The 20,327-nt window shown below is 65.2% G+C and carries 19 protein-coding genes; 7 read left to right on the top strand and 12 right to left on the bottom strand.

The window, feature by feature from the left end; genetic code table 11:
• Positions 1 to 77: 77 nt before the first annotated feature.
• From ACFSC3_RS12625 to ACFSC3_RS12615, 3 genes are all read left to right on the top strand, one after another.
• A complete protein-coding gene (locus ACFSC3_RS12625) occupies positions 78 to 1,385 on the top strand; it encodes a UDP-glucose dehydrogenase family protein (RefSeq protein ID WP_380940922.1) in 1,308 nt (435 codons plus the stop codon).
• Between the two features lie 451 nt (positions 1,386 to 1,836).
• The gene (locus ACFSC3_RS12620; protein WP_380940792.1) at positions 1,837 to 2,229 is read left to right on the top strand and encodes a hypothetical protein; all 393 of its coding nucleotides are present in this window, start codon (positions 1,837 to 1,839) and stop codon (positions 2,227 to 2,229) included.
• A gap of 97 nt (positions 2,230 to 2,326) precedes the next feature.
• A complete protein-coding gene (locus ACFSC3_RS12615; protein WP_380940791.1) occupies positions 2,327 to 2,626 on the top strand; it encodes a hypothetical protein in 300 nt (99 codons plus the stop codon).
• Between the two features lie 65 nt (positions 2,627 to 2,691).
• On the opposite strand, the gene ACFSC3_RS12610 is transcribed toward ACFSC3_RS12615, so the two are convergent.
• The 9 genes from ACFSC3_RS12610 to ACFSC3_RS12570 all read right to left on the bottom strand — a co-directional run bounded on the left by ACFSC3_RS12610 (position 2,692) and on the right by ACFSC3_RS12570 (position 11,619).
• Positions 2,692 to 3,321: a glutathione S-transferase family protein gene (locus ACFSC3_RS12610; protein WP_380940790.1), complete on the bottom strand. Its 630-nt coding sequence runs from the start codon at positions 3,319 to 3,321 to the stop codon at positions 2,692 to 2,694.
• A gap of 11 nt (positions 3,322 to 3,332) precedes the next feature.
• Positions 3,333 to 4,202: a dienelactone hydrolase family protein gene (locus ACFSC3_RS12605; protein WP_380940789.1), complete on the bottom strand. Its 870-nt coding sequence runs from the start codon at positions 4,200 to 4,202 to the stop codon at positions 3,333 to 3,335.
• Positions 4,203 to 4,733: 531 nt separating this feature from the next.
• Positions 4,734 to 5,408, bottom strand: coding sequence for a DUF1013 domain-containing protein (locus ACFSC3_RS12600; RefSeq protein ID WP_380940788.1), 675 nt, complete (start codon positions 5,406 to 5,408; stop codon positions 4,734 to 4,736).
• Positions 5,409 to 5,502: 94 nt separating this feature from the next.
• Positions 5,503 to 6,522 (bottom strand): glycosyltransferase family 4 protein, encoded by a 1,020-nt coding sequence (locus tag ACFSC3_RS12595; protein WP_380940787.1) that lies wholly within the window; start codon positions 6,520 to 6,522, stop codon positions 5,503 to 5,505.
• A gap of 100 nt (positions 6,523 to 6,622) precedes the next feature.
• Positions 6,623 to 7,486 carry a UDP-2,3-diacylglucosamine diphosphatase gene (locus ACFSC3_RS12590; protein ID WP_380940786.1) on the bottom strand — a complete coding sequence of 288 codons (864 nt, stop codon included), beginning with the start codon at positions 7,484 to 7,486 and terminating at the stop codon, positions 6,623 to 6,625.
• Positions 7,487 to 7,636: 150 nt separating this feature from the next.
• The gene (locus tag ACFSC3_RS12585) at positions 7,637 to 9,358 is read right to left on the bottom strand and encodes a flotillin family protein (protein WP_380940785.1); all 1,722 of its coding nucleotides are present in this window, start codon (positions 9,356 to 9,358) and stop codon (positions 7,637 to 7,639) included.
• Positions 9,355 to 9,963 (bottom strand): OB-fold-containig protein, encoded by a 609-nt coding sequence (locus tag ACFSC3_RS12580; RefSeq protein ID WP_380940784.1) that lies wholly within the window; start codon positions 9,961 to 9,963, stop codon positions 9,355 to 9,357. The genes ACFSC3_RS12585 and ACFSC3_RS12580 overlap by 4 nt, the downstream gene beginning before the upstream one ends.
• A 263-nt stretch (positions 9,964 to 10,226) precedes the next feature.
• Positions 10,227 to 10,517, bottom strand: a complete 291-nt coding sequence (locus ACFSC3_RS12575) for a GIY-YIG nuclease family protein (RefSeq protein WP_380940783.1) — start codon at positions 10,515 to 10,517, stop codon at positions 10,227 to 10,229.
• Positions 10,518 to 10,641: 124 nt separating this feature from the next.
• Positions 10,642 to 11,619: an NAD(P)H-quinone oxidoreductase gene (locus ACFSC3_RS12570; RefSeq protein WP_380940782.1), complete on the bottom strand. Its 978-nt coding sequence runs from the start codon at positions 11,617 to 11,619 to the stop codon at positions 10,642 to 10,644.
• Positions 11,620 to 11,705: 86 nt separating this feature from the next.
• On the opposite strand from ACFSC3_RS12570, the gene ACFSC3_RS12565 reads away from it, so the two are divergent.
• On the top strand, positions 11,706 to 11,900 hold the full coding sequence (locus tag ACFSC3_RS12565; protein ID WP_380940781.1) for a DUF1192 domain-containing protein: 195 nt from the start codon (positions 11,706 to 11,708) through the stop codon (positions 11,898 to 11,900).
• Between the two features lie 135 nt (positions 11,901 to 12,035).
• Complete coding sequence (gene clpA / locus ACFSC3_RS12560) at positions 12,036 to 14,354, top strand: ATP-dependent Clp protease ATP-binding subunit ClpA (protein ID WP_380940780.1); 2,319 nt, start codon at positions 12,036 to 12,038, stop codon at positions 14,352 to 14,354.
• Positions 14,355 to 14,575: 221 nt separating this feature from the next.
• Here the strand turns inward: clpA and ACFSC3_RS12555 are convergent, their stop codons facing one another.
• The 3 genes from ACFSC3_RS12555 to ACFSC3_RS12545 all read right to left on the bottom strand — a co-directional run bounded on the left by ACFSC3_RS12555 (position 14,576) and on the right by ACFSC3_RS12545 (position 18,368).
• On the bottom strand, positions 14,576 to 15,919 hold the full coding sequence (locus tag ACFSC3_RS12555; RefSeq protein ID WP_380940779.1) for an O-antigen ligase family protein: 1,344 nt from the start codon (positions 15,917 to 15,919) through the stop codon (positions 14,576 to 14,578).
• Between the two features lie 298 nt (positions 15,920 to 16,217).
• Positions 16,218 to 16,952, bottom strand: a complete 735-nt coding sequence (locus ACFSC3_RS12550) for a PEPxxWA-CTERM sorting domain-containing protein (RefSeq protein WP_380940921.1) — start codon at positions 16,950 to 16,952, stop codon at positions 16,218 to 16,220.
• 285 nt (positions 16,953 to 17,237) lie between these two features.
• Complete coding sequence (locus ACFSC3_RS12545) at positions 17,238 to 18,368, bottom strand: DUF1996 domain-containing protein (RefSeq protein WP_380940778.1); 1,131 nt, start codon at positions 18,366 to 18,368, stop codon at positions 17,238 to 17,240.
• 264 nt (positions 18,369 to 18,632) lie between these two features.
• On the opposite strand from ACFSC3_RS12545, the gene xrtV reads away from it, so the two are divergent.
• Positions 18,633 to 19,598 (top strand): exosortase V, encoded by a 966-nt coding sequence (gene xrtV, locus ACFSC3_RS12540; protein WP_380940777.1) that lies wholly within the window; start codon positions 18,633 to 18,635, stop codon positions 19,596 to 19,598.
• A complete protein-coding gene (gene epsI, locus ACFSC3_RS12535; protein WP_380940776.1) occupies positions 19,591 to 20,313 on the top strand; it encodes an exosortase-associated protein EpsI, V-type in 723 nt (240 codons plus the stop codon). The genes xrtV and epsI overlap by 8 nt, the downstream gene beginning before the upstream one ends.
• The last annotated feature ends 14 nt before the right edge of the window (positions 20,314 to 20,327 follow it).

The following is a 20,327-nucleotide window of genomic DNA, read 5'->3' as shown; positions in this document are numbered from 1 at the left end:
CCGCGCGTCCGTTGGCATTCCTTGTTTAATCAATTGCGGCTAGGGGCTGCACGACGAATTTTGAAAAGGTGGATAAGTTGCGGATCACGATGATCGGGACGGGGTACGTCGGGCTGGTTTCGGGCGCGTGCTTCTCGGACTTCGGGCATGAGGTCGTCTGCGTCGACAAGGACGCGGGCAAGATCGAACGGCTGCACCAGAACATCATGCCGATCTACGAGCCGGGGCTCGCCGATCTGGTCGCAGCGAACGTCAAGGCGGGCCGCCTGACCTTCACCACCGACCTGGCCGAGGGCGTGAAGAATGCCGACGCCGTCTTCATCGCGGTCGGCACGCCCGGGCGCCCGGGCGACGGCCATGCCGACATGAAGTATGTCTTCGCCGCGGTGCGCGAAGTGGCCGAGGCGCTGACCAAGCCGGCGGTCATCGTCACCAAGTCGACCGTGCCGGTCGGCACCGGCGACGAGATCGAGCGGATCATCGCCGACGTCGCGCCGGACAAGGGCATCACCGTCGCCAGCAATCCCGAATTCCTGCGCGAGGGCGCCGCGATCGGCGACTTCAAGCGTCCCGACCGCGTCGTCGTCGGTTGCGAGGACGACCGCAGCCGCGAGGTGCTGCGCGACATCTACCGCCCGCTGTCGCTCAACCAGTCGGCGCCGATCCTCTACACCGGGCGCCGCACGGCAGAGATCATCAAATATGCCGCCAACGCGTTCCTGGCGGTCAAGATCACCTTCATCAACGAGATCGCCGACCTGTGCGAAACGGTCGGCGGCGACGTGCAGGAGGTCGCGCGCGGCATCGGGCTCGACAACCGCATCGGCCGCAAGTTCCTGAACGCCGGACCGGGCTATGGCGGGTCGTGCTTCCCCAAGGACACGCTGGCGCTGCTCCAGACCGGTGCCGACAACGACGTGCCGCTGCGCATCGTCGAGGCGACCGTCCAGGTCAACGACGCCCGCAAGCGCGCGATGGGCCGCAAGGTCATCAAGGCGATGGGCGGCGAGGCGCGCGGCAAGACAGTCGGCGTGCTGGGCCTGACCTTCAAGCCCGATACCGACGACATGCGCGACGCCCCCAGCCTGGCGGTCATCCAAGCGCTGCAGGACGCCGGCGCGACGGTGAAGGCGTTCGATCCGGAAGGATTCGAACAGGCCCGCCCGCTGCTGAAGGACGTCGAATTCTCGGCATCGGCCTATGCGGCAGCCGAAGGCACCGACGCGCTGGTCATCGTGACCGAATGGGACGCCTTCCGCGCGCTCGACCTGCCGCGCATCGCCAAGTCGATGAACGACCCGGTACTGGTCGACCTGCGCAACATCTATCCGCCGGAAGAAGCGGCGCGCGCCGGCATGAAGCTGACGGGCGTCGGCAAGGGCTGAACGGCGGGGGCGCTCTTAATCAATCCTTGTGAGTGCGGCGCGTCACCGTCATCTACTCCGTGTTCCCGCGAAGGCGGGAACCCAGGGTTATTTAGGCCTCAAGTAGTTGTATTGCTTGGCCCTGGGCTCCCGCCTGCGCGGGAGCACGGATCGCTTTGTCGTCGAAGCTTACATTTGGCTTGGGCTTTTCGTCGGACTCTTGGGACGGAAGCCAGGTCGGATCGATCTGCAATTTCCTCCCCTGCAAGGGGAGGGGGACCGCCGCGAAGCGGTGGTGGAGGGGTGTCCCGCTAACGAGAGCGCGACACCCCTCCGTCAGCGCTGCGCGCTGCCACCTCCCCTTGCAGGGGAGGATTGGGGTCAAATGTCGGTCCGATCTAAGGTCGTTATCTACCCAATTCACCGCAAACCCTTGGTTTTCCGTGTCCTCATCCGATATCGGGGGCTTGGAATGACCGCAGCGCCCCCCGAACGCCCCGCCTGGCGGATGGCTTCGCAGCGCCTGTTCGCAGGCGTGCTGGCGCTTCTGTTCGCCTGGCATGCGCTCCCGACGGCGGCCCCCGTCGCGGCGAGCGCGCCCGCCGTTCACGTCGCACCTGCCACACCCGGCGTCTCAACATTGCGCGAGGCGGCGAAGCTCGGTCCCCCCAGCGCCCGCCTGACGGCGCAGCGCAGCCAGGCTGGGCTGGACGGCGCCCCGCCGCCCGCCCTTCCCGCGATCATCGCACAGGTCACCCCGCCCACTCGGATCGCGAGTGCCGGGTGGTCGACGACCGGCGCCTCGACATCGCAGCGCCGGACGGGCGACCTCTATTCGGCGCGCGCGCCACCGATGACGGTCTGACGGCGCCCGTCGCGCCGTTCCCTCACCCATCATCGAACCATCCGGCACCGCTTCGACGCGCGGTGCCGTTTGCGCGATTGCGCGCGAGAGGATCATCATGTCCGATATAACTGCCGACGCCGCAGACCTGCGGCTTCACGTCACCACGTTGCTGCGCCGCTACCCCGACCTGCGGCCGGGCGAAACCGACGAATTGCTCACCTTCTTCACCAGCGGGCCGCTGGTCGACCGCGGCATGCTGCGCGGTGAGAGCGGGTTGCGCCCGATCATCGAACAGATCGAACGCGATCACCCCGCGCGCTTCCGCGCCGGTGTCTCGCGGTCGCTGTTCGTCGCCTTCCTGCTGCTCGCGCCGATCGCGCTGTTCTGGTGGGTGGCGATGAAGTACGCCGCCTGACGCTCATGAAGCTTGGCTCCCCGAATGCACACAGACGCATCCGGGGAGCCGGTCCATCGCCGGCCTCACCCGTTCGCCTGCATCTCCGCCATCAGCGCATCGTCCTTCTCGCCGCCGCGGACATAGGCCGGACGGTCGGCCAGCCGGGCCATGTACGCGTCGAACGCATCCCGCTTGGGCAGCCAGCCGAACTGCGATCCCCACAGGATGTGCGAGCCGACATAGACATCGGCCGCGGTGAAGCGGTCGCCGGCGATATAGTCGTGCGCCGCCACCGCCTGCTCCAAAGTGTCGACCACGGTATCGAAGCTGCCATAGCCGACCATCCGCGACTGTTCGGGCGTGACGACGATGCCGCGCGCCCGCTCGGTCGCCGCTGCCTCCAGCGGGCCGGCCGCGAAGAACATCCAGCGGTAATAGTCCGCACGCTCGTCCGCAGTCGGGGCCAGCCCCGCCTCGGGAAAGGCATCGGCGAGATAGGCACAGATCGCCGCGCATTCGGTGACGGTGCGCCCGCGGTGGACGATCGCGGGGACCTTCCCCATCGGGTTGATCGCGCGATAGTCATCGCCCTTCATGCCCGCGGCATAGTCCAGGCCGACGGTTTCATAATCGGCGCCCGCCTCCTCCAGCATCCAGCGGGCGATCCGCCCGCGCGACTGGGGGTTGGTGTAGAAGGTCAGTTCGCTCATCATCCCGCCTCCCGTCACAGCATCTGCTTGAACAGCGCCAGCTGGCGCGCCCAGGCTTTCTCTGCCTGCGTCGCGTCATAGACCTTGCTGTCGGGCGGGCACCAGCCGTGCATCGCCGGATAGACCTCGATCTCCGCCGGCAGCTTGGCCGCGGCGAAGGCGGCGCGCAGCGTCTCCTTCTCCTGCGGGGTTCGCGCGTCGTCGTTCTGCGCGACTGCGATCAGGTAACCGCCCTTCATCTTGGGGATCAGCAGGTGCGGGCTGTCCGGCTTGTCGGTCGCCATTCCGCCGCCGTGGAAGCTGGCGCCGGCACGGATGCGGCCGGGCTGGGTTCCCGCTGTCAGCAGGACCATCGGCCCGCCCATGCAATATCCTGTAGTGGCCATGCCGCGCTTGGCGTCGGTCTGCGGCTGCCTGTCGATCCACGATACGAAGGCCGCGGCATCGCGCTTGGTGGCGTCTGGGGTCAGCAGCGCGCGCCACGGCATCACCTTCTCGCGCACGCCCGGCGTCTCCAGCGTCTCGCCCGGCTTGATGAACGGCGTCTTGGTCGAGCGGTAGAACTGGTTGACGACCAGGACCGCATAGCCCGCGCTCGCCAGCCGGTCGGCCATCTGGCGGAATGCGGGGCGCAGACCGTAGATGTCGGGCCACACCAGCACCGCCGGGTGCTTGCCCTTCGCGGGCGCGACCCAATAGGCGTCGCACGTCCCGTCCGGCGTGGTGATCGTCACGTCCTTACCGCGCGTCGCCTGCGCGTTCGCCTCGCTCGGAAGGACGGCGATAATGCCGGCCGCACCGGCGATTGCAGCGAAGTGGCGACGGCTGACGCCGCCATCGGACAGATAGGCCTCGTTATCGGCCTCAGTCAGGTCGTCGCACATACGCAAGCTCTCCTTCGCAAGCCCTTGAGTCGGGGCGCGTTGGGGAGAGGTTAGTGCGTTCGGGCGGGAGTTGAAACCGCTCGCGCCAAGCTTGAGCTAGTTCGATCAGCTTCACTCAACCCTTCGTGCCGAGCGCAGTCGAAGCACCTTGTGGAAGGCAGCCCTTCGACTTCGCTCAGGGCGAACGGGGGTGGGGATCGCTTCCAAACCTAATCCTCCCCTGCAAGGGGAGGTGGCCGGCGCAGCCGGTCGGAGGGGTGTCGCGCAATCGATAGCGCAATCGGCCTCATCCAACCTTCGCTAGGTCGCTTGCGCGACCAAGCTGCGGTATCCTTCTCCCTCCGGAGAAGGTTTGGGGCGGCTATTTCTTCGTGCCTTTGTGCCTTCGTGTGCGCAAATCGGCACTCTCACCAAGCCAAACACGCGAGACCTCACACCACGCCGTCAGACGGGACGGCTACGCCGCCCCGCTGCCCGCCGTGGCCAGTCCGCGATTTGCTCAGCGCAAATCGCTGGCCGCCCGCATCACACTTACCGCTTGAACAGCGTCTCCGCCGTATGCTCGACCGGCGCGGTGCTCGTCTCTTCGCCGTCCGCCTCGCGCGCCGCAGCGTCGCGTTCGGCGCGCAGCTGGCTCAGCAGCGCCTCGCGGTCGCCTTCCAGGCGGGTGTCGGTCGGCGCATCCTGGCCGCTCGCCTTCGCCGCCTTGGTGACGAGAGCGTCGAGCTCACGCTGGCTGGTCAGGCCCAGCGTCACCGGGTCCTTCGGCACGATGTTGGCGATGTTCCAGTGGCTGCGGTCGCGGATCGCGGCGATCGTCGTGCGGGTCGTGCCGATCAGCTTGCCGATCGCGCCATCCGAGATTTCCGGGTGATTCTTGATGATCCAGGCGATGCCGTCCGGCTTGTCCTGACGCTTGCTGACCGGCGTGTAGCGCGGCCCCTTGGTGCGGCGGACCTGCTCGGGGCCCTTTAGCATCTTCAGGCGATAGTCGGGATCGGCCTGGCCCTTCTCGATCTCCTCCATCGTCAGCTCGTGCGCACGGACGGGATCGCGCCCGGTCAGCTTGGTCGCTGCCGTGTCGTCGGCGATCGCCTGGACTTCGAGGATGTGCAGGCCGCAGAAGTCGGCGATCTGATCGAAGCCGAGGGCGGTATTATCGACCAGCCAGCTGGCGGTCGCGTGGGGCATGAGCGGCTGGGTCACGGCCGTAGTCTCCAGAAACGATAAGGGCCGCCCCAACGAAGGAGCGGCCACCTTTGCCGGCCTGATCTAATGCAGTCGCGGCGAGCGTGCAAGCTCAGGCCGCACGCGCCGTCGCGACCGGCACCAGCGCATCGAGAAATTGGCGCGCGCTGGCGGCCCAGGTGAAGCCGCGGGCATAGTCGGCGCATGCGGCGGGCTCGCGGGTCAGCGCTGCGGCGATCGCGCGGTCGAGGTCGTCGTCCATCGCGCCGACCGTGTCGGTCAGTACGTCGATCGGCCCGGTGACCGGATAGGCTGCGACCGGCGTTCCGCACGCCAGCGCCTCGATCATCACCAGTCCGAAGGTGTCGGTCCGGCTGGGAAAGACCAGCACGTCGGCCGCGGCATAGGCTCCGGCCAGCGCTTCGCCGAACAGAGCACCCATGAAGATCGCCTGCGGGAACTCCGCCTCAAGCCCGGCCCGCGCCGGCCCGTCGCCGACGATGATCCGGGTGCCGGGATGAGTGCCGGACAGGAAGGCGCGGACGTTTTTCTCGACCGCGACCCGCCCGACGTAGAGCTGGATCGGCCGCGGCAGATGGCCGAGCGCCGGATGCGGCGCGGCGCCAGGATGGAAGGCGGCCAGATCCACCCCCCGCCCCCAATGCCGCACCTGGGGCAGATCATGTGCCACCAACGTCGCCCGGATCGACGGCGTAGAGGCGAGGATCCCGCTCGCCGGCGCATGGAACCAGCGGATGTAGCGCCAGATCCACTCCGCCGGAATGCCGGTGCGGGCGGAGACATAGTCCGGGAACTGGGTATGATAGGCGGTGGTGAACGGCCGCGCCCGCGACAGGCACCATGCCCGCGCGGCCAGGCACAACGGCCCCTCCGTCGCCAGATGGATCGCATCCGCGCCGAACTGTGCGAGCATCCCGCCGACGGTCGAGCGTCGCGCGAAGGCCAGCCGGATCTCAGGATAGGTCGGGCACGGCACCGACGGGAAACGGTCGGGGGAGACGATCAGCACCTCATGGCCACCCGCGATGAGTTCGTCGCGCGTGGCGGTTAGCGTCCGCACGACGCCGTTCACCTGCGGCGCCCAGGCGTCGGTGACGATGGCGATCCTCATTACACCGTGCTCCCGCGCAGGCGGGAGGCCAGGGCGTCATGGGGTGTCGCTCGTGGCTCTGGGCTCCCGCCTGCACGGGAGCACTGAAGGCTATGATCGCTCACGCCGCCAACGCCACGACCGTCGCGCTCTCGCGCGCCGCCACTTCCGCCGCCCAATCGAGCAATTCCATCCGCCCGTCGAAATGCTCGACCAGCGCGGTGCAACCCTCCACCCAGTCGCCGTCGTTGTAATAGGCCACGCCGGCGATCTCGCGGATTTCGGCGGTATGGATGTGGCCCGCGACCACCCCGTCGACGCCGCGCGCGCCGGCTTCGTGGGCGACGATCTCCTCGAACTTCGAGATGAACTCGACCGATTTCTTGACGCGGTGCTTGGCGTGCTTGCTCAGCGACCAATAGGGCAGCCCCATCCGCCGCCGGTACGCATTGACCCAGCTGTTGGCCCACATCGCGAAGTGATAGGCCGCGTCGCCCAGATAGGCGAGCCAGCGGTGCGACAGCATGATCGCATCGAATTCGTCACCGTGGAGCACCAGCAGCCGGCGGCCATCGGCGGTTTCGTGCACCGCCTGGCGCTTGATCGTCACGCCCCCGAAGTGCAGGCCGGAGAATTGCCGGAACATCTCGTCATGGTTGCCGGGGATATAGACGATCCGCGTGCCGCGCTTGGCCCGCTTCAGGATGCGCCAGACGATGTCGTTATGTGCGTCGGGCCAGTAGAATTTCTTCTTCAGCCGCCAGCCATCGATGATGTCGCCAACCAGATACATGGTGTCGCTGTCGACATGGTCGAGGAAGTCGATCAGCAGGTGGGCGTTGCACCCGCGCGTGCCGAGGTGAACGTCGGAAATCCACACCGTCCGATAGCGCTGCCGCTCGACGATCCGTTCGGGGATCGCGGGCCGCGAATGAACGAAGTCGGCCAGATCGGCGACATCTGCGAGCTTGCGAATATACGTCATGCCACTCCCCCGAGGCTTCGGCTGTCGGGAGGGTGCAATGCCTGCGGTTTGTTACGCTTTCAGGCGACGGGCGTCATGGAGGTGTCACCAAGGCTTGTGCGCAAGAAAGCCTCCCGTCGCCCCCGCCTGCGCGGGGGCGACGGGGTTTGCTCAATCCACCTTCGGCTTGGCCACGGGTTTCGCCGTGACCGGGGGCGTGAAGGTTGCGGTGACGGGTCGTGGCGGCGCGACGCCCGTTGCTCCGGCGACCAGCCCGTCGAGCGATGCGCCGTCCAGACCCAACTCACGCATCAGCCCGTCGATCACCGGGGCCTGCGCGCGATAGCGGAGTGCGGCATCGACCGCCGACGCAGCGAGGTTGCGGTCGCCGCCGCCCGCATCGGCGACTCCGGCCGCCCCGCCCTGCCCGGTGATGCCATCGACCTGCACGATCTTGATGCTGTCGATCGCTTCCATCGGCTTGGCCGCCTCGCGCACCAGTTCGGGCAGCACCTTCAGCAGCGCGAGCTTCGTCTGGAGCGACATCTGGTCCGACGACAGCAGGTTCGCCGCCTCGTTGACCGCGCGCTGGCCGGCAGCCTCGACCTCGAAGCGGACGCGGTCGGCCTCCGCCTTCAGCTTGGCGGCTTCCGCCTCGCCCTCGGCCTGCAGTCGGGCCGCCTCGGCGCGGTCGGCAGCGGCCTGCTTCTCCGCCTCCGCCTTGACGCGGATGCCGATCGCGGCGCGTTCCGCCTCGCGCGCGGCGTCGATCAGTTCGATCCGCTTGGTGCGCTCGGCAACTTCCGCGTCGCGCGCGGTGATGACCTGTTCCTGCGCGACGACGGCCGCGGCACGAGCCTTGTCGGCCTCGGCCTTCGCCTGGCTTTCCTCGCGGCTCTTGTTCTGGACCGCGATCTGCTGCTCCTGCCGCGCGAGTTCGAGCGCCTGGGTCTGCGCGATCTGCGCTTCCTTGACCGCGCGGTCGGCCTCGATCTGCTGGCTGTCGACCAGCTTCTTTGCCTCGATCCGCGCCTGATCGGCCTCTTGGCTGCGCAGCGATTGTTCGCGCGCGACCTCGGCGGATTGCGCCGCGCGGCGCATCTCGACCTCGCGCTCCTGCTCCAGCCGGGCGAATTCGGTGTCGCGGCTGATGAGGAAGGACTGGCGCTGCGCCTCCAGGTTCTTGGTCTCGATCTGGACACGGGTGTCCTGTTCGATGTCGTTGCGCGCCTTCTTACGCAGCTCGATCTGCTCGGTCAGCTTGGTTAGACCCTCGGCGTCGAACGCATTGTTGGCGTTGAAATGCTCGATCGACGTCTGGTCGAGCCCGGTCAGCGACACGCTCTCCAGCTCCAGACCGTTCATCGCCAGGTCGACCGACGACACCTGCTGCACCTTCTGAACGAAATCGGCGCGCTGCTCGTGCAGTTGCGCCATCGTCATGCCCGCGGCGACCGAACGGAGCGCGTCGACAAACTTGCCCTCGACCAGCTCCTTCAGCGCATCCGGGTTCATCGTGCGCATGCCGAGCGTCTGCGCCGCCGTCGCGATCGCGCCGGCATCGGGGCGGACACGGACGTAGAATTCCGCCTTCACGTCGATCCGCAAGCGATCGAGCGTGATGAGCGCATCCATGTTCTTGCGCTCGACCGCCAGGCGCACCGTGTTCATGTTGACCGGCATCGTCTCGTGAAACACCGGCAGCACCAGCGCACCGCCGTTCATCACTACGCGCTCGCCGCCGAGCCCGGTGCGAACGAAGCCGATCTCCTTCGACGCGCGCCGGTACAGCCGTGCGAGGATGAGGCCGAGCACGAGCAACGTCGCCAAACCGATGCCGGCATAGATCAGATACGGTACCATCGAACTCCCCTGAGTGGTGATGTCGGTCATCGGTCGAGCCCCGGCAGCAGATGATCGCCCCGCGCGATGGCGCGGAAGCTGTCGCCCTCGCGGCGGACGAGCAGCACGGTTTCCCCCTCGACGAAGGCCTGACCGGAATTGTCGGGCTCGACCATCACATGATGGGCCTGACCAAAGCGATCGACGACGCGCGCGCGGGCGGGCGATCCGGGCATCGCGCGGCCGATCTGGATCGTGGCGGGTCGGCCGACCAGGTCCTCGATCGCAATGGCGGTCGTGTGATCCTGCGGCACCAGCCCGCCGACCATCCGCGCGACGAGCCCCGTCGCCGGCAACGCCGCCACCGCCGCTATCGGAGCCGCGATCCATAGCGGCTGCAACCCGCCGAGCAGGTCGTGCGACAGTTGCTGGCCGATCAATCCGATCAGTCCGAAGCTGGCGAGATAGAGGACCAGCAGCACGAGCAGCGGCACCCGACCGACACCAAGCCATCCTAACAGGTCGCTATCGAAATCGGCGTCGAATCCGGTATCGACCGGCGCGAAGCCGATCGCCTGCACGATCCCGATCAGCAGCATCAATACGATGGCCGCCGAAAAGAGCACGTTCTGCGACGCGCCCAAAAACTCGAACACCCCCGCCTCCCTGATTCGCTTCGAAAGGTATCGGGTAGAGGGGCGATTCTCTAGCGAAATCGGGCCGTGCTCTCCGCATCTCGGGAGGGGCGCCGGCATACGGCGCGGCGTTCTTGCGGTTGGACAGGATGTAAAAGTAACCGCCGCCTATTCTTGTGGCTCCTGCAGGAGATGGGTCCCCGCCTTCGCGGGCGCGAGGGTAAGACCTGAAATTCGTCGCCCCCGCGAAGGCGGGGGCCCATCTCGTGCAGATGCCAGCAGAGTCAGCGGTTGAGATCGAAGAACAGGTCACGCCAGTCGGGATTGGTCGCCTCGATCAGTCGCACCTTCCACGGTCTGCGCCATTTCTTGACCGTCTTCTCGCGGGCGATTGCATCGAGGATAGTGGGAGCTTCTTCGACATAGACCAGCCGATAAATGTCGTACTTCTTCGCATGCGTACTGCCGGCGCGTTTGCGATGTTGCACGATGCGGTGGCGGATGTCCTTCGTTACGCCGGCGTAAAGCGCGCCGTTCTTGCGGTTGGCGAGAATATAGAAGTAACCACCACCCATCCTTGTGGCTCCGTCAGGAGTTGCCCCCCCCCCCCGCCTTCGCGGGCGCGAGGGTAAGACCTGAAATTCGTCGCCCCCGTGCAGGCGGCGGCCCATCCCCCCAACTCTCCCGTGAACCGCCAAGCTAAGGAACGAGCACGATCTTCCCAACATGATCCCCCGCCTCCATCCGGCGGTGCGCCTCGGCGGCTTCGGCCAGGGGAAAGCTCCGGTCCATCACGGGCTTCAGCCGCCCGGCCTCGACGTGCGGCCATACGGTGCGGGACAGTTCGTCCGCGACCAACGACTTGAAGGCGACGTCGCGGTTGCGCAGTGTCGATCCGGTCAGCGTCAGGCGGCGACGCATGATGTCGAACAGGGGGACGGTCGCGGTGGGGCCGCCCTGGACCGCGATCGAGACGTGGCGACCGTCCTCGGCCAGGCATTTCAGGTTGCGCGGCACATAGTCGCCGCCGACCATGTCGAGCACCACCTGCACGCCCCTGCCCCCGGTGATCTCGGCGACGCGCGCGACGAAATCCTCGCGCTTGTAGTCGATGGCATGGGTCGCCCCCAGCGCCGTCGCCGCCGCGACCTTCTCCGCCGATCCCGCGGTCACGATGATGTCGACGCCGAACAGCTTGCACAAAGCGATCGCCATCGTCCCGATGCCGCTGGTTCCGCCATGAACCAGCACCGTATCGCCTTCGCTTGCGAAGCCGCGCTCGAACAAATTGGTCCAGACCGTGAAGAGCGTCTCGGGCAGCGCCGCGGCTTCGGTCATGGTCAGCAGCTCGGGCACCCACAGGCACTGGCCCGCCGGCGCGACGCAATATTCGGCATAGCCCCCGCCTGCGACCAGCGCGCACGTCGGCTGGCCGATCATCTCGGGCGGCACGTCGTCACCGACCGCGACGATTTCACCCGCCACTTCCAGGCCCGGAATGCTGGAGGCGCCCGGCGGCGGCGCATAGCCGCCCATCCGCTGGAGCACATCGGGCCGGTTCACTCCGGCGGCAGCGACCTTGATCAGCACCTCGCCCGGCCCCGGCTGCGGCACGGGACGGGTTACCGGTACCAGCACCTCCGGCCCGCCCGGCGCCTCGGGATCGATGGCGGTCATCGTTGCCGGTATCGTCATGCCGCCCATCCTGTGCTTCGTCGCAAGGCTTATTGACAGCCGCCTCCGTCAGGTCAACGATTGGTGACATGGAAGCAGACGATCTTCCCCGCCGCGCCCGCGATCTAGTCGCCGAACTCGCCCGCCAGGATCTCGATCCGCTGTCGGTCGACGAGCTTCACGCCCGCATTGCCGGGCTGGAGACGGAAATTTCCCGCGTTCGTCAAAGGATTGAACGCGCCGTTAACCATCGGTCAAGCGCCGACGCCCTATTCAAGTCATGAGCGTAGGCACCGGCCCTTCGCCCGACATGCGAAACCGGTGCGAAAACCGCCTGCGCTTGATGAGTGGCACATGGCTTCCGACATATTGGAGGTCCGGGCCGCCCGTCCTCCCAAGCGGCTCGCTGGAGTAAGTACATGCCGTCTTTCGCTTCCGCGCTAGAGAACACCCTGCATGAGGCCCTGAAGGCCGCCTCGTCGCGCCGTCACGAATATGCGACGCTGGAGCATCTGCTGCTGGCCCTGATCGCCGACGAACATGCGTCGAAGGTGATGGCGTCGTGCGGCGTCGACCTCGGCGAATTGCAGACCACGGTCGCGCATTATCTCGATACCGAGCTTGATGCGCTCAAGGTCGCGCAGGCGACCGATCCGTCGCCGACCAGCGGTTTCAGCCGCGTCATCCAGCGCGCGATCCTGCACGTCCAGTCGTCGGGCCGCGATGAAGTGACGGGTGCGAACGTGCTCGTCGCGCTGTTTTCCGAACGCGAGAGCTATGCCGTCTATTTCCTGCAGCAGCAGGACATGAGCCGCCTGGATGCCGTCAGCTTCATCAGCCACGGCGTCGGCAAGGGCTCGGCCCCGACCGAAGCGACTCCGCCCAAGGGGGCCGAAGAAGAGAAGCCCGCCAAGGGTGACGGCAAGGGCAAGAGCGAAAGCGCGCTCAAGCAGTTCACCGTCGACCTCAATGAAAAGGCGAAGACCGGCAAGATCGATCCGCTGATCGGTCGTGGCCCCGAAGTTGACCGCACCGTCCAGATCCTGTGCCGCCGCAGCAAGAACAACCCGCTGTATGTCGGCGATCCGGGCGTCGGCAAGACCGCGATCGCGGAGGGCTTGGCGCGCAAGATCATCGAGGGCGACGTGCCCGAGGTGCTGAAGGACGCCGTCATCTACTCGCTCGACATGGGCGCGCTGCTGGCGGGTACCCGCTATCGCGGCGACTTCGAGGAGCGGCTGAAGCAGGTCGTCAACGAGCTGGAAAAGCTGCCCCACGCGGTGTTGTTTATCGACGAGATTCACACCGTCATCGGTGCGGGTGCCACGTCGGGCGGTGCGATGGATGCGTCGAACCTGCTCAAGCCTGCGCTGTCGGGCGGGACGATCCGCTGCATCGGGTCGACCACCTACAAGGAGTTCCGCAACCACTTCGAAAAGGACCGTGCGCTGCTGCGCCGGTTCCAGAAGATCGACGTGAACGAACCGACGATCGAGGATACGATCAAAATCCTCGCCGGTCTGCGTACCGCGTTCGAGGGGCATCACGGCGTCAAGTACACTCCCGACGCGATCAAGTCGGCGGTCGAGCTGTCGGCCCGCTACATCAACGACCGCAAGCTGCCGGACAAAGCGATCGACGTGATCGACGAAGTCGGCGCGATGCAGATGCTGGTGCCGCCGAACAAGCGCAAGAAGACGATCACGCCCAAGGAGATCGAACAGGTCATCGCGACGATGGCGCGCATCCCGCCGAAGACGGTGTCGACCGACGACACCAAGGCGCTCGCGAGCCTCGACACCGACCTGAAGCGCGTCGTGTTCGGTCAGGACAAGGCGATCGAGGTACTGTCCTCCGCGATCAAGCTGAGCCGTGCGGGTCTGCGCGATCCGGACAAGCCGATCGGCAACTATCTGTTCAGCGGCCCAACCGGCGTCGGCAAGACCGAAGTCGCGCGGCGGCTGGCCGATATCCTCGGTATCCCGCTCCAGCGGTTCGACATGTCCGAATATATGGAGCGCCATTCGATCAGCCGGCTGATCGGTGCGCCTCCGGGCTATGTCGGCTATGATCAGGGCGGCTTGCTGACCGATGCGGTCGACCAGAACCCGCATTCGGTGCTGCTGCTCGACGAGATCGAGAAGGCGCATCCGGACCTGTTCAACATCCTGTTGCAGGTGATGGATAACGGCAAGCTGACCGACCACCACGGCAAGACCGTCGATTTCCGCAACACCATCCTGATCCTGACCACCAACGCCGGTGCGTCGGACATGGCCAAGGAGTCGCTGGGCTTCGGCAATATCGGCCGCGAGGACGTGCAGGAGGAGGCGGTGAAGAACCTCTTCACCCCCGAATTCCGCAACCGCCTCGATGCGATCGTGCCGTTCGGCTACCTGCCGCCGGAAGTCGTCAGCCGGGTGGTCGAGAAGTTCATTCTTCAGCTCGAACTCCAGCTGGCCGACCGCGGCGTCCACATCAACCTGGACGACGAGTCGAAGGCGTGGCTGACCGAACGCGGCTATGACAAGCTCTACGGCGCGCGGCCGATGGGTCGCCTGATCCAGGAGAAGATCAAGCAGCCGCTGGCCGAGGAACTGCTGTTCGGCAAGCTGGTCCATGGTGGCGAAGTGACGGTCAAGCTGAAGGACAACGCGCTGTCCTTTACCATCGAACCGGCCGCGCCGAAGAAGTCCAAGCCGAAGGGCGGCAAGCAGGCGGCGGTGAAGGCGGACTGATCCGTCCCGCGTGATCTCATGGAACGAAAAGCGGCCCCGTACCGATGGTGCGGGGCCGCTGTCGTTTCGAGGGGGCTACCGACCGAAAGGCGATTGATCCGCCTGGAGCCACCTATAGCATCGCGCCTTGAACGACCCGTTCGCCCCGAGCGAAGTCGATGCCCCCCCATTCCCCTAGGTACAAACGCTACGGCAAGGCTGATCGAACCCGACTCCCACCGTCACGCCGCGACGGAGGGTCCCGACATCACAGTCCCTAGAGGCGCTTTCCGGCGAGACATCGCTTTCGATCGCCGTGTTATCCGGCGATCTCGGATTAGCGCCGCGATAACGGCGATGTTGAGCACGGCGAGAGCCTGGATGGCATAGGTATGCGTCGCGAATTCAAGCGTGTTATGAATCAGGTTCGCCGATAAGGCGACCGCACTGCCGAGCGCTGCTTCCCCACGCGGATCTCTCCTGTCGGCGAAGGCGAAGACCAGTCCCGCCACTGTCGGCACCGACAGCAGACAAATGAAGGCAATCAGCCCCCATAATCCGGTCTCTGCGCGAGCCAGGAGATACGCATTGTGCACTGGCACCGCCCGGCTCGTGAACTGCCAGCCGACCCCGGCGAGCGCCGCATATCCCTCGGCATTCGAAACCGACACATACATGTTCGATCCGACGCCGAACGGATGGTCACGCGCCATCGCCTTCGCCGCCCGTTCGAACGCGTCGCGCTCCCCCTCCTCGGTCACGAAGTCGGAGCCGTTGAACCTCTTCTCAAGTGTATAAATAGCGAAAGGGACCGCAGCCATAAGCACCGCAGCGGTCAGGCCGGCCATCATCATTTTTCGCGCAGTGACGCGGCGTATGATCGACAGCAGCAGCAGAACCAGGATGGCGCCGCCCGCGATTCCCATGGTTCCGCGCGATCCGGAACCGGCAATACAGATCAGCCCCGCGACCACGCCGAGAAAAATGATCTTTCGGCGCTCACCACCAAGCAATGCCGCAATCAGCGGCAATATCGACAATTCGATCATCAAGCCGAGAATATTCTGGTGCGTCAAGGTTCCAGAGGCTTGGACCACGCCCGTAAGCTTCTGAAATATGACGTATCCAGACTGGTAGATCAGACCCAGCGAGATACCGAACAGCAGTGACGAATATAGTTTCTCGCGATTGACCTCGCCGGCGACGGCGGCGAAGAGCAGGACGATTCTGCCATACTGCCACCAGGCAAATGTCGTCGCCATCCACACGCTTGAGAAGAATATCGAAACAAACACCGCCCCGCCATAAAATGCGAAAAGGCCCCAGAACGGCAAAGTGCCTTTCTGGGGCTTGCGCGTCAGGATCAACGCGAGCGCAATGACGTCGCCCAGAGAAACGGTCATGCCCCGGACCGTTCCGAACCATGTCCACCAACCATAGATGTTGCCGATAACAGGCAAATTATTCAAAAATATCAGCAGGACCAGCGCCGAAAACGCTATGTGACGCTTGGCTGGACGCGATCGAAGCAAATGAACGATCACCGGTATCAGAAGCAGAAAAACGCCAGCCAGCAACTGCGTCATGTCAGAGCTCTCGGGGAGTGCGGCATACGTCTCGCTTAACTCGGATGGGCTGTGGCGCCCAAATTTTTAAATTCACGTGCGTCGTAAACCGCAAGATACTGCAATGTGACAAGTGGCCAGCGGAAACCTTGGCTTTTTCGAAGCGCTGACGAAAGCACGCTCCGACAGGGTCGCCGCTCGCTGTCACGTGCAGACCCGATCACTCCCCCGATCGGATCAGATACAATCGGTCACCCCTCACCTGTCCGGATCGGCATGGATAGTCCCGCACCGAATGGCAATGAAATTCCGTGACGGCCTACACGCTACGAGCCATATCGGCCGCACCGGCAGCCGACATGCGTCGACGCATGACACCGCCGATGACACCGAAACCGAGGATCATCGTCAGCCATGTCGCCGGCTCGGGGACGCCCGACGGCGGCGCGAACGCGGTGATCGATGCCAGTTTGAAGCCGTCGTCGCGATCGGACGGCGACCGTGCCGCACCGACCAGCCAAACTGTACCGACCTTGTTGCTCGACAGATTCGTGCCGCTGGCGACGTCGATGCCGCGATTGAGATAGCCCTGCCAGTCGTCGTTTGTCGCGAAGCCGCTCGATCCGTAGGACACCCAGGCGTCGGTATCGATCGGCGTGTAGCGCGATCCATCGACGTCGTAACCGGAAAGCGTCATGCCGGTCAGTTGCACCGCGGTCGAAAAGGTCAGCTTGATGAAGTCGTAGCTGCCGATGTTATCGACGGTGTGGCTGTTGTTCGTCTGGCCATTGCCTTCGCTGACATTGGTCACGCCCAGACCGTTGACGTAACGCCCCAGATAAGCCTCCTTCGGCGCCGACGACAAGGAGTCGGTCGACCAGGCAGTCGCCGTCACCGTGATCCCGCCGACCGTGACCGGCCCTAGGCTGTTACCGACCGCACCCGACAGCGCGCTGTTGCTGTTGCTCGTCAGCACGAACGTCCCGGCGTTGGCCGGTGCCGATACCGACGCGGCCGCGGCAACCGCGATCAGCCCGCCCGCGAGCATCTTCATCTTCCCCACTGCAATTCTCCCCGACGATGGCCCTTCGACCATCGCCCCCATTCCCATTCCCGTCTTCTACCCTATCGCCCCCGTTCCAGCGAATCGAAAAAGGAGCCGTTAACCAGCGGATTGAACGCGACCTGTAACAATATGATACGCCATCGCCATGACAGGGCCATCGCGCGGACGGTTGGGCGCACCCGATACCGCTGATGCCGAGTGACGTAGAAGTCCTCTCTCCTCGACTTTGCTCACGGCGGGTTTCGACTTGGATCGGGTCGAACGCTTGATGCCTTATGGCACGCGGACGAGCCGCGGGGTCGCCGTGTAGCCGAACCCGGCCGGCCGCTTCATGCCGGTGCCGTCACCCAATACGCCATCCGAACAGTTGAGCTTGCGGTTGATGCAATGCGCCGTCCAGGTCGCCATCGTCTCGTCATCCCAGGCACCCCACCAGTCGGAATGGAGCGACGTCCCGTCCTCCATCGGCGCCATGCCGGGCATCCGGTCGGATGACAGATGCCATTTCGGCAGCGAGGCGTCGGATGTGTACCAGGCGCCCAGCGTGAACTGCGGGATGACGAAGGGGTGGCTTGCCGGACACCGCAGGACGCCGGTGTCGCCATAGCCGGCATAGGAAATGTGGCTCCGGTGGTCGGGACTGTCCAGGTTCGCGCCGTCCCAGCAATCGGGCGCGACGATGATCGCGCCGATCTGCGAACCGGCCGCGCAGTGGCGACGCGCCTCCGCCAACGAGGGGTAATGACCCGGCGTCGCGCCCGCGCCCTGACAGTTCCAATAGGCATTGCCGGTCGGCGCATTGCGCATGTCGAGCATGTCGTGCCCGAATATGAACCGCAGTCCGCGCGGCAGCGGGACGCAGGCGCGGCCCTGGCGGCGGCACGCCGGATCGCTTTCGGGCAATCGCTTGTAATAAATGCTGACATAATCAGGACGAACCACCTGCCCCATCCCGTTGAGCATCGCCGGCATCCAATAGGCCGAGCGATTGAGCGGCCCCATACAGGTGCTGTCACCGGTCGTGCGCAGGCTTTCGTAGCTGCTGTCGGCATTGGTCAGCGTGTTGCCGAAGAACTGGTGGAGATGCGATCTGCCCCTCTGCCCCGGATAGACGATCGGATCGTCGGCGGAGATATGCCCGGCCTGACAGATGAAGCGAAAGGCGCCGACGACATCCGGCGAAGCACTGGCCGGCACATCGGCACGTTGAAGCTCGCGGCGGCGGTCGAAATTGCTGGCGATCGGCGCATGCTGGTCAAGCCGGACCTCGTCCGCGATCAGTTGCGTCGAGGCTGGCGCGAGCAGACCGCCGCTCGCGGCCCCGGCGAGCCCGAGCAGGCACGCGAACAGCATCGCCAGCCCGCCAAGGCGCATCCGTCGTCCCGCAGCGCGTGGAGCCGTCATACCGTGTCTTCCCTAAGCCGACCGCACCCGGGTTCAGGCGATCCGCCGGTCGACGAACCTATCGCCGACCCGTCGTCCATGATCTTAACCGAAATTTGGGGCATCGCGCCATAAGTGTCCCTAAAGACAACGTATCTACAGGAAAGCGTCGCGAATTGCCTCTCGCTTAAACCGCAGACTTTAGTATAGATTGCAACGGCTGTACCCCTTCGATACATATCGCGCGATGGGGATTACGCGAATTTTTCGGAAAAACGTAAAGTCATGACCCCCGATATCGCGCCGACAGGCGCCCCCAGATTCGGACGGTCGCTGGATCAGGTCAGGGACCGGCTACGCCACGTCCCCCTGCCGCTGGCGATCCTGCTGATCGGTGTCGCCATTCTTGCGACGCCGACCATGCTGTTCGTCGCGTCGGCCACCTGGACTACCGAACAGGGCGGACACGGCCCGATCGTGATGGCGACGGGGTTCTGGCTGCTCTGGCGATTGTTCCCGGATGCGCGCCCCTATTTCCGGGTGCCGCCGACGTGGCGTCCGGCCTTGCTTTTCGCGCTGCTCGTCCCGGTCTATTTCATCGCCCGCATCTCGCAGATCGTCGAGGTCGAGGGGTTTGCGATGTACGGCCTGCTGCTGATCGCGCTCTACAGCGTCATCGGCGGTCGGGCGATGCGTAAGCTCTGGTTTCCGCTGGTCTATATCTCGTTCATGTTCCCGCCGCCCGATACGGTCGTCGCGTTCGTCACGCTGCCGATGAAGACGCTGGTTTCGCAGAGCGCGATCGGCCTTCTGTCCGCGCTCGGCTATCCGATCGGCGGGGCGGGCGTCACGATCCTGATCGGCCAGTATGAACTGCTGGTCGCCGCCGCCTGCTCGGGTCTGAATTCGATCATCTCGCTGTCGGCGATCTCGCTGTTCTACGTCTATGTGCGGCACCAGGCCGACCCGGTCTATTCGCTGCTGCTGACGCTGACCGTCGTGCCGATCGCCTTGCTCGCCAATTTCGTCCGCGTGCTGGTGCTGATCCTGTTGACCTATTATATGGGCGATGCCCCGGCGCAGGGCTTTCTTCATGATTTTGCGGGATTGCTGACCTTCGCGGTGGCGCTCGGTACGATCATCCTGGTCGATGCGATCGGGCATCGGCTGTGGGTACGCTTCGCGCGTCGTGGGCGAGAGAACGCCTTGTCGCCCGCCCTGTCGAACCAGAAGGAGCGTTCCGTTGGCTGACGACGCACCCAAATCGCCTCTGTTCCGCCGCCGGCACATCGTGTTCGGCGGGCTGATCGCGGCCGCCTCCGGCGCGGCATATGCCCGCATGCCGAACCAGACACGTACGCGCATGGCACCGGGAACCGTCGACAAGATGGTGCCGGCCAAGGTCGGCGAATGGACATTCGCGCAGTCGAGCGGCGTCGTCCTGCCGCCGTCCGATGCAATGTCGGACCGGCTGTACGACAATCTCGTGACGCGTGTGTACACCGCCCCCAACCTGCCGACGGTCATGCTGTTGATCGCCTACAGCAACTTGCAGGACGGGATGCTCCAGGTCCATCGGCCGGAGTTCTGCTATACCGCAGGTGGCTATGCTCTGACGCCGACCGTGCCGATCACCGTCTCCGATGGCGACGGCACCAGCTTCGGTGCGAATCAATTCGTTGCGAATAATCCGAACCGGACCGAACAGGTCCTCTACTGGACCCGCATCGGCCAGTCCTTCCCGCAAAGCTGGATGGAACAGCGCTTCGACGTGCTGCGCGCCAATCTGGCGCAGACGGTGCCGGACGGCTTGCTCGCCCGCGTGTCGCTGGTCGACGGCGACAATGTCACCGGGTTCGATACCGCGCGCAAGTTCGTCGCGATGCTCGATCGCGCCGCGCCGCCGAAGTTGAAGACAATCCTGTTTGGGGACGAAGCGACCAGGGCGCGCGCCGCGACGGCCTGATCTTTCTAGTGGGG

Origin of the sequence: Sphingomonas floccifaciens, from assembly GCF_042681125.1 — a bacterium.
Taxonomy (GTDB): Bacteria; Pseudomonadota; Alphaproteobacteria; order Sphingomonadales; family Sphingomonadaceae; genus Sphingomonas; species Sphingomonas floccifaciens.
The sequence above is the reverse complement of the archived record's forward strand: the minus strand, read 5'-3'. Positions and strand labels throughout refer to the sequence as shown.

Excerpts from the sequence above, each read along its gene's own strand:
- ACFSC3_RS12620 (WP_380940792.1), top strand. The coding sequence starts at position 1,837 with ATGACCGCAGCGCCCCCCGAACGCCCCGCCTGGCGGATGGCTTCGCAG.
- ACFSC3_RS12615 (WP_380940791.1), top strand. The coding sequence starts at position 2,327 with ATGTCCGATATAACTGCCGACGCCGCAGACCTGCGGCTTCACGTCACC.
- ACFSC3_RS12610 (WP_380940790.1), bottom strand. The coding sequence starts at position 3,321 with ATGATGAGCGAACTGACCTTCTACACCAACCCCCAGTCGCGCGGGCGG.
- ACFSC3_RS12605 (WP_380940789.1), bottom strand. The coding sequence starts at position 4,202 with ATGTGCGACGACCTGACTGAGGCCGATAACGAGGCCTATCTGTCCGAT.
- ACFSC3_RS12595 (WP_380940787.1), bottom strand. The coding sequence starts at position 6,522 with ATGAGGATCGCCATCGTCACCGACGCCTGGGCGCCGCAGGTGAACGGC.
- ACFSC3_RS12590 (WP_380940786.1), bottom strand. The coding sequence starts at position 7,486 with ATGACGTATATTCGCAAGCTCGCAGATGTCGCCGATCTGGCCGACTTC.
- ACFSC3_RS12585 (WP_380940785.1), bottom strand. The coding sequence starts at position 9,358 with ATGACCGACATCACCACTCAGGGGAGTTCGATGGTACCGTATCTGATC.
- ACFSC3_RS12575 (WP_380940783.1), bottom strand. The coding sequence starts at position 10,517 with ATGGGTGGTGGTTACTTCTATATTCTCGCCAACCGCAAGAACGGCGCG.
- ACFSC3_RS12570 (WP_380940782.1), bottom strand. The coding sequence starts at position 11,619 with ATGACCGCCATCGATCCCGAGGCGCCGGGCGGGCCGGAGGTGCTGGTA.
- ACFSC3_RS12565 (WP_380940781.1), top strand. The coding sequence starts at position 11,706 with ATGGAAGCAGACGATCTTCCCCGCCGCGCCCGCGATCTAGTCGCCGAA.
- clpA (WP_380940780.1), top strand. The coding sequence starts at position 12,036 with ATGCCGTCTTTCGCTTCCGCGCTAGAGAACACCCTGCATGAGGCCCTG.
- ACFSC3_RS12555 (WP_380940779.1), bottom strand. The coding sequence starts at position 15,919 with ATGACGCAGTTGCTGGCTGGCGTTTTTCTGCTTCTGATACCGGTGATC.
- ACFSC3_RS12550 (WP_380940921.1), bottom strand. The coding sequence starts at position 16,952 with ATGAAGATGCTCGCGGGCGGGCTGATCGCGGTTGCCGCGGCCGCGTCG.
- ACFSC3_RS12545 (WP_380940778.1), bottom strand. The coding sequence starts at position 18,368 with ATGACGGCTCCACGCGCTGCGGGACGACGGATGCGCCTTGGCGGGCTG.
- xrtV (WP_380940777.1), top strand. The coding sequence starts at position 18,633 with ATGACCCCCGATATCGCGCCGACAGGCGCCCCCAGATTCGGACGGTCG.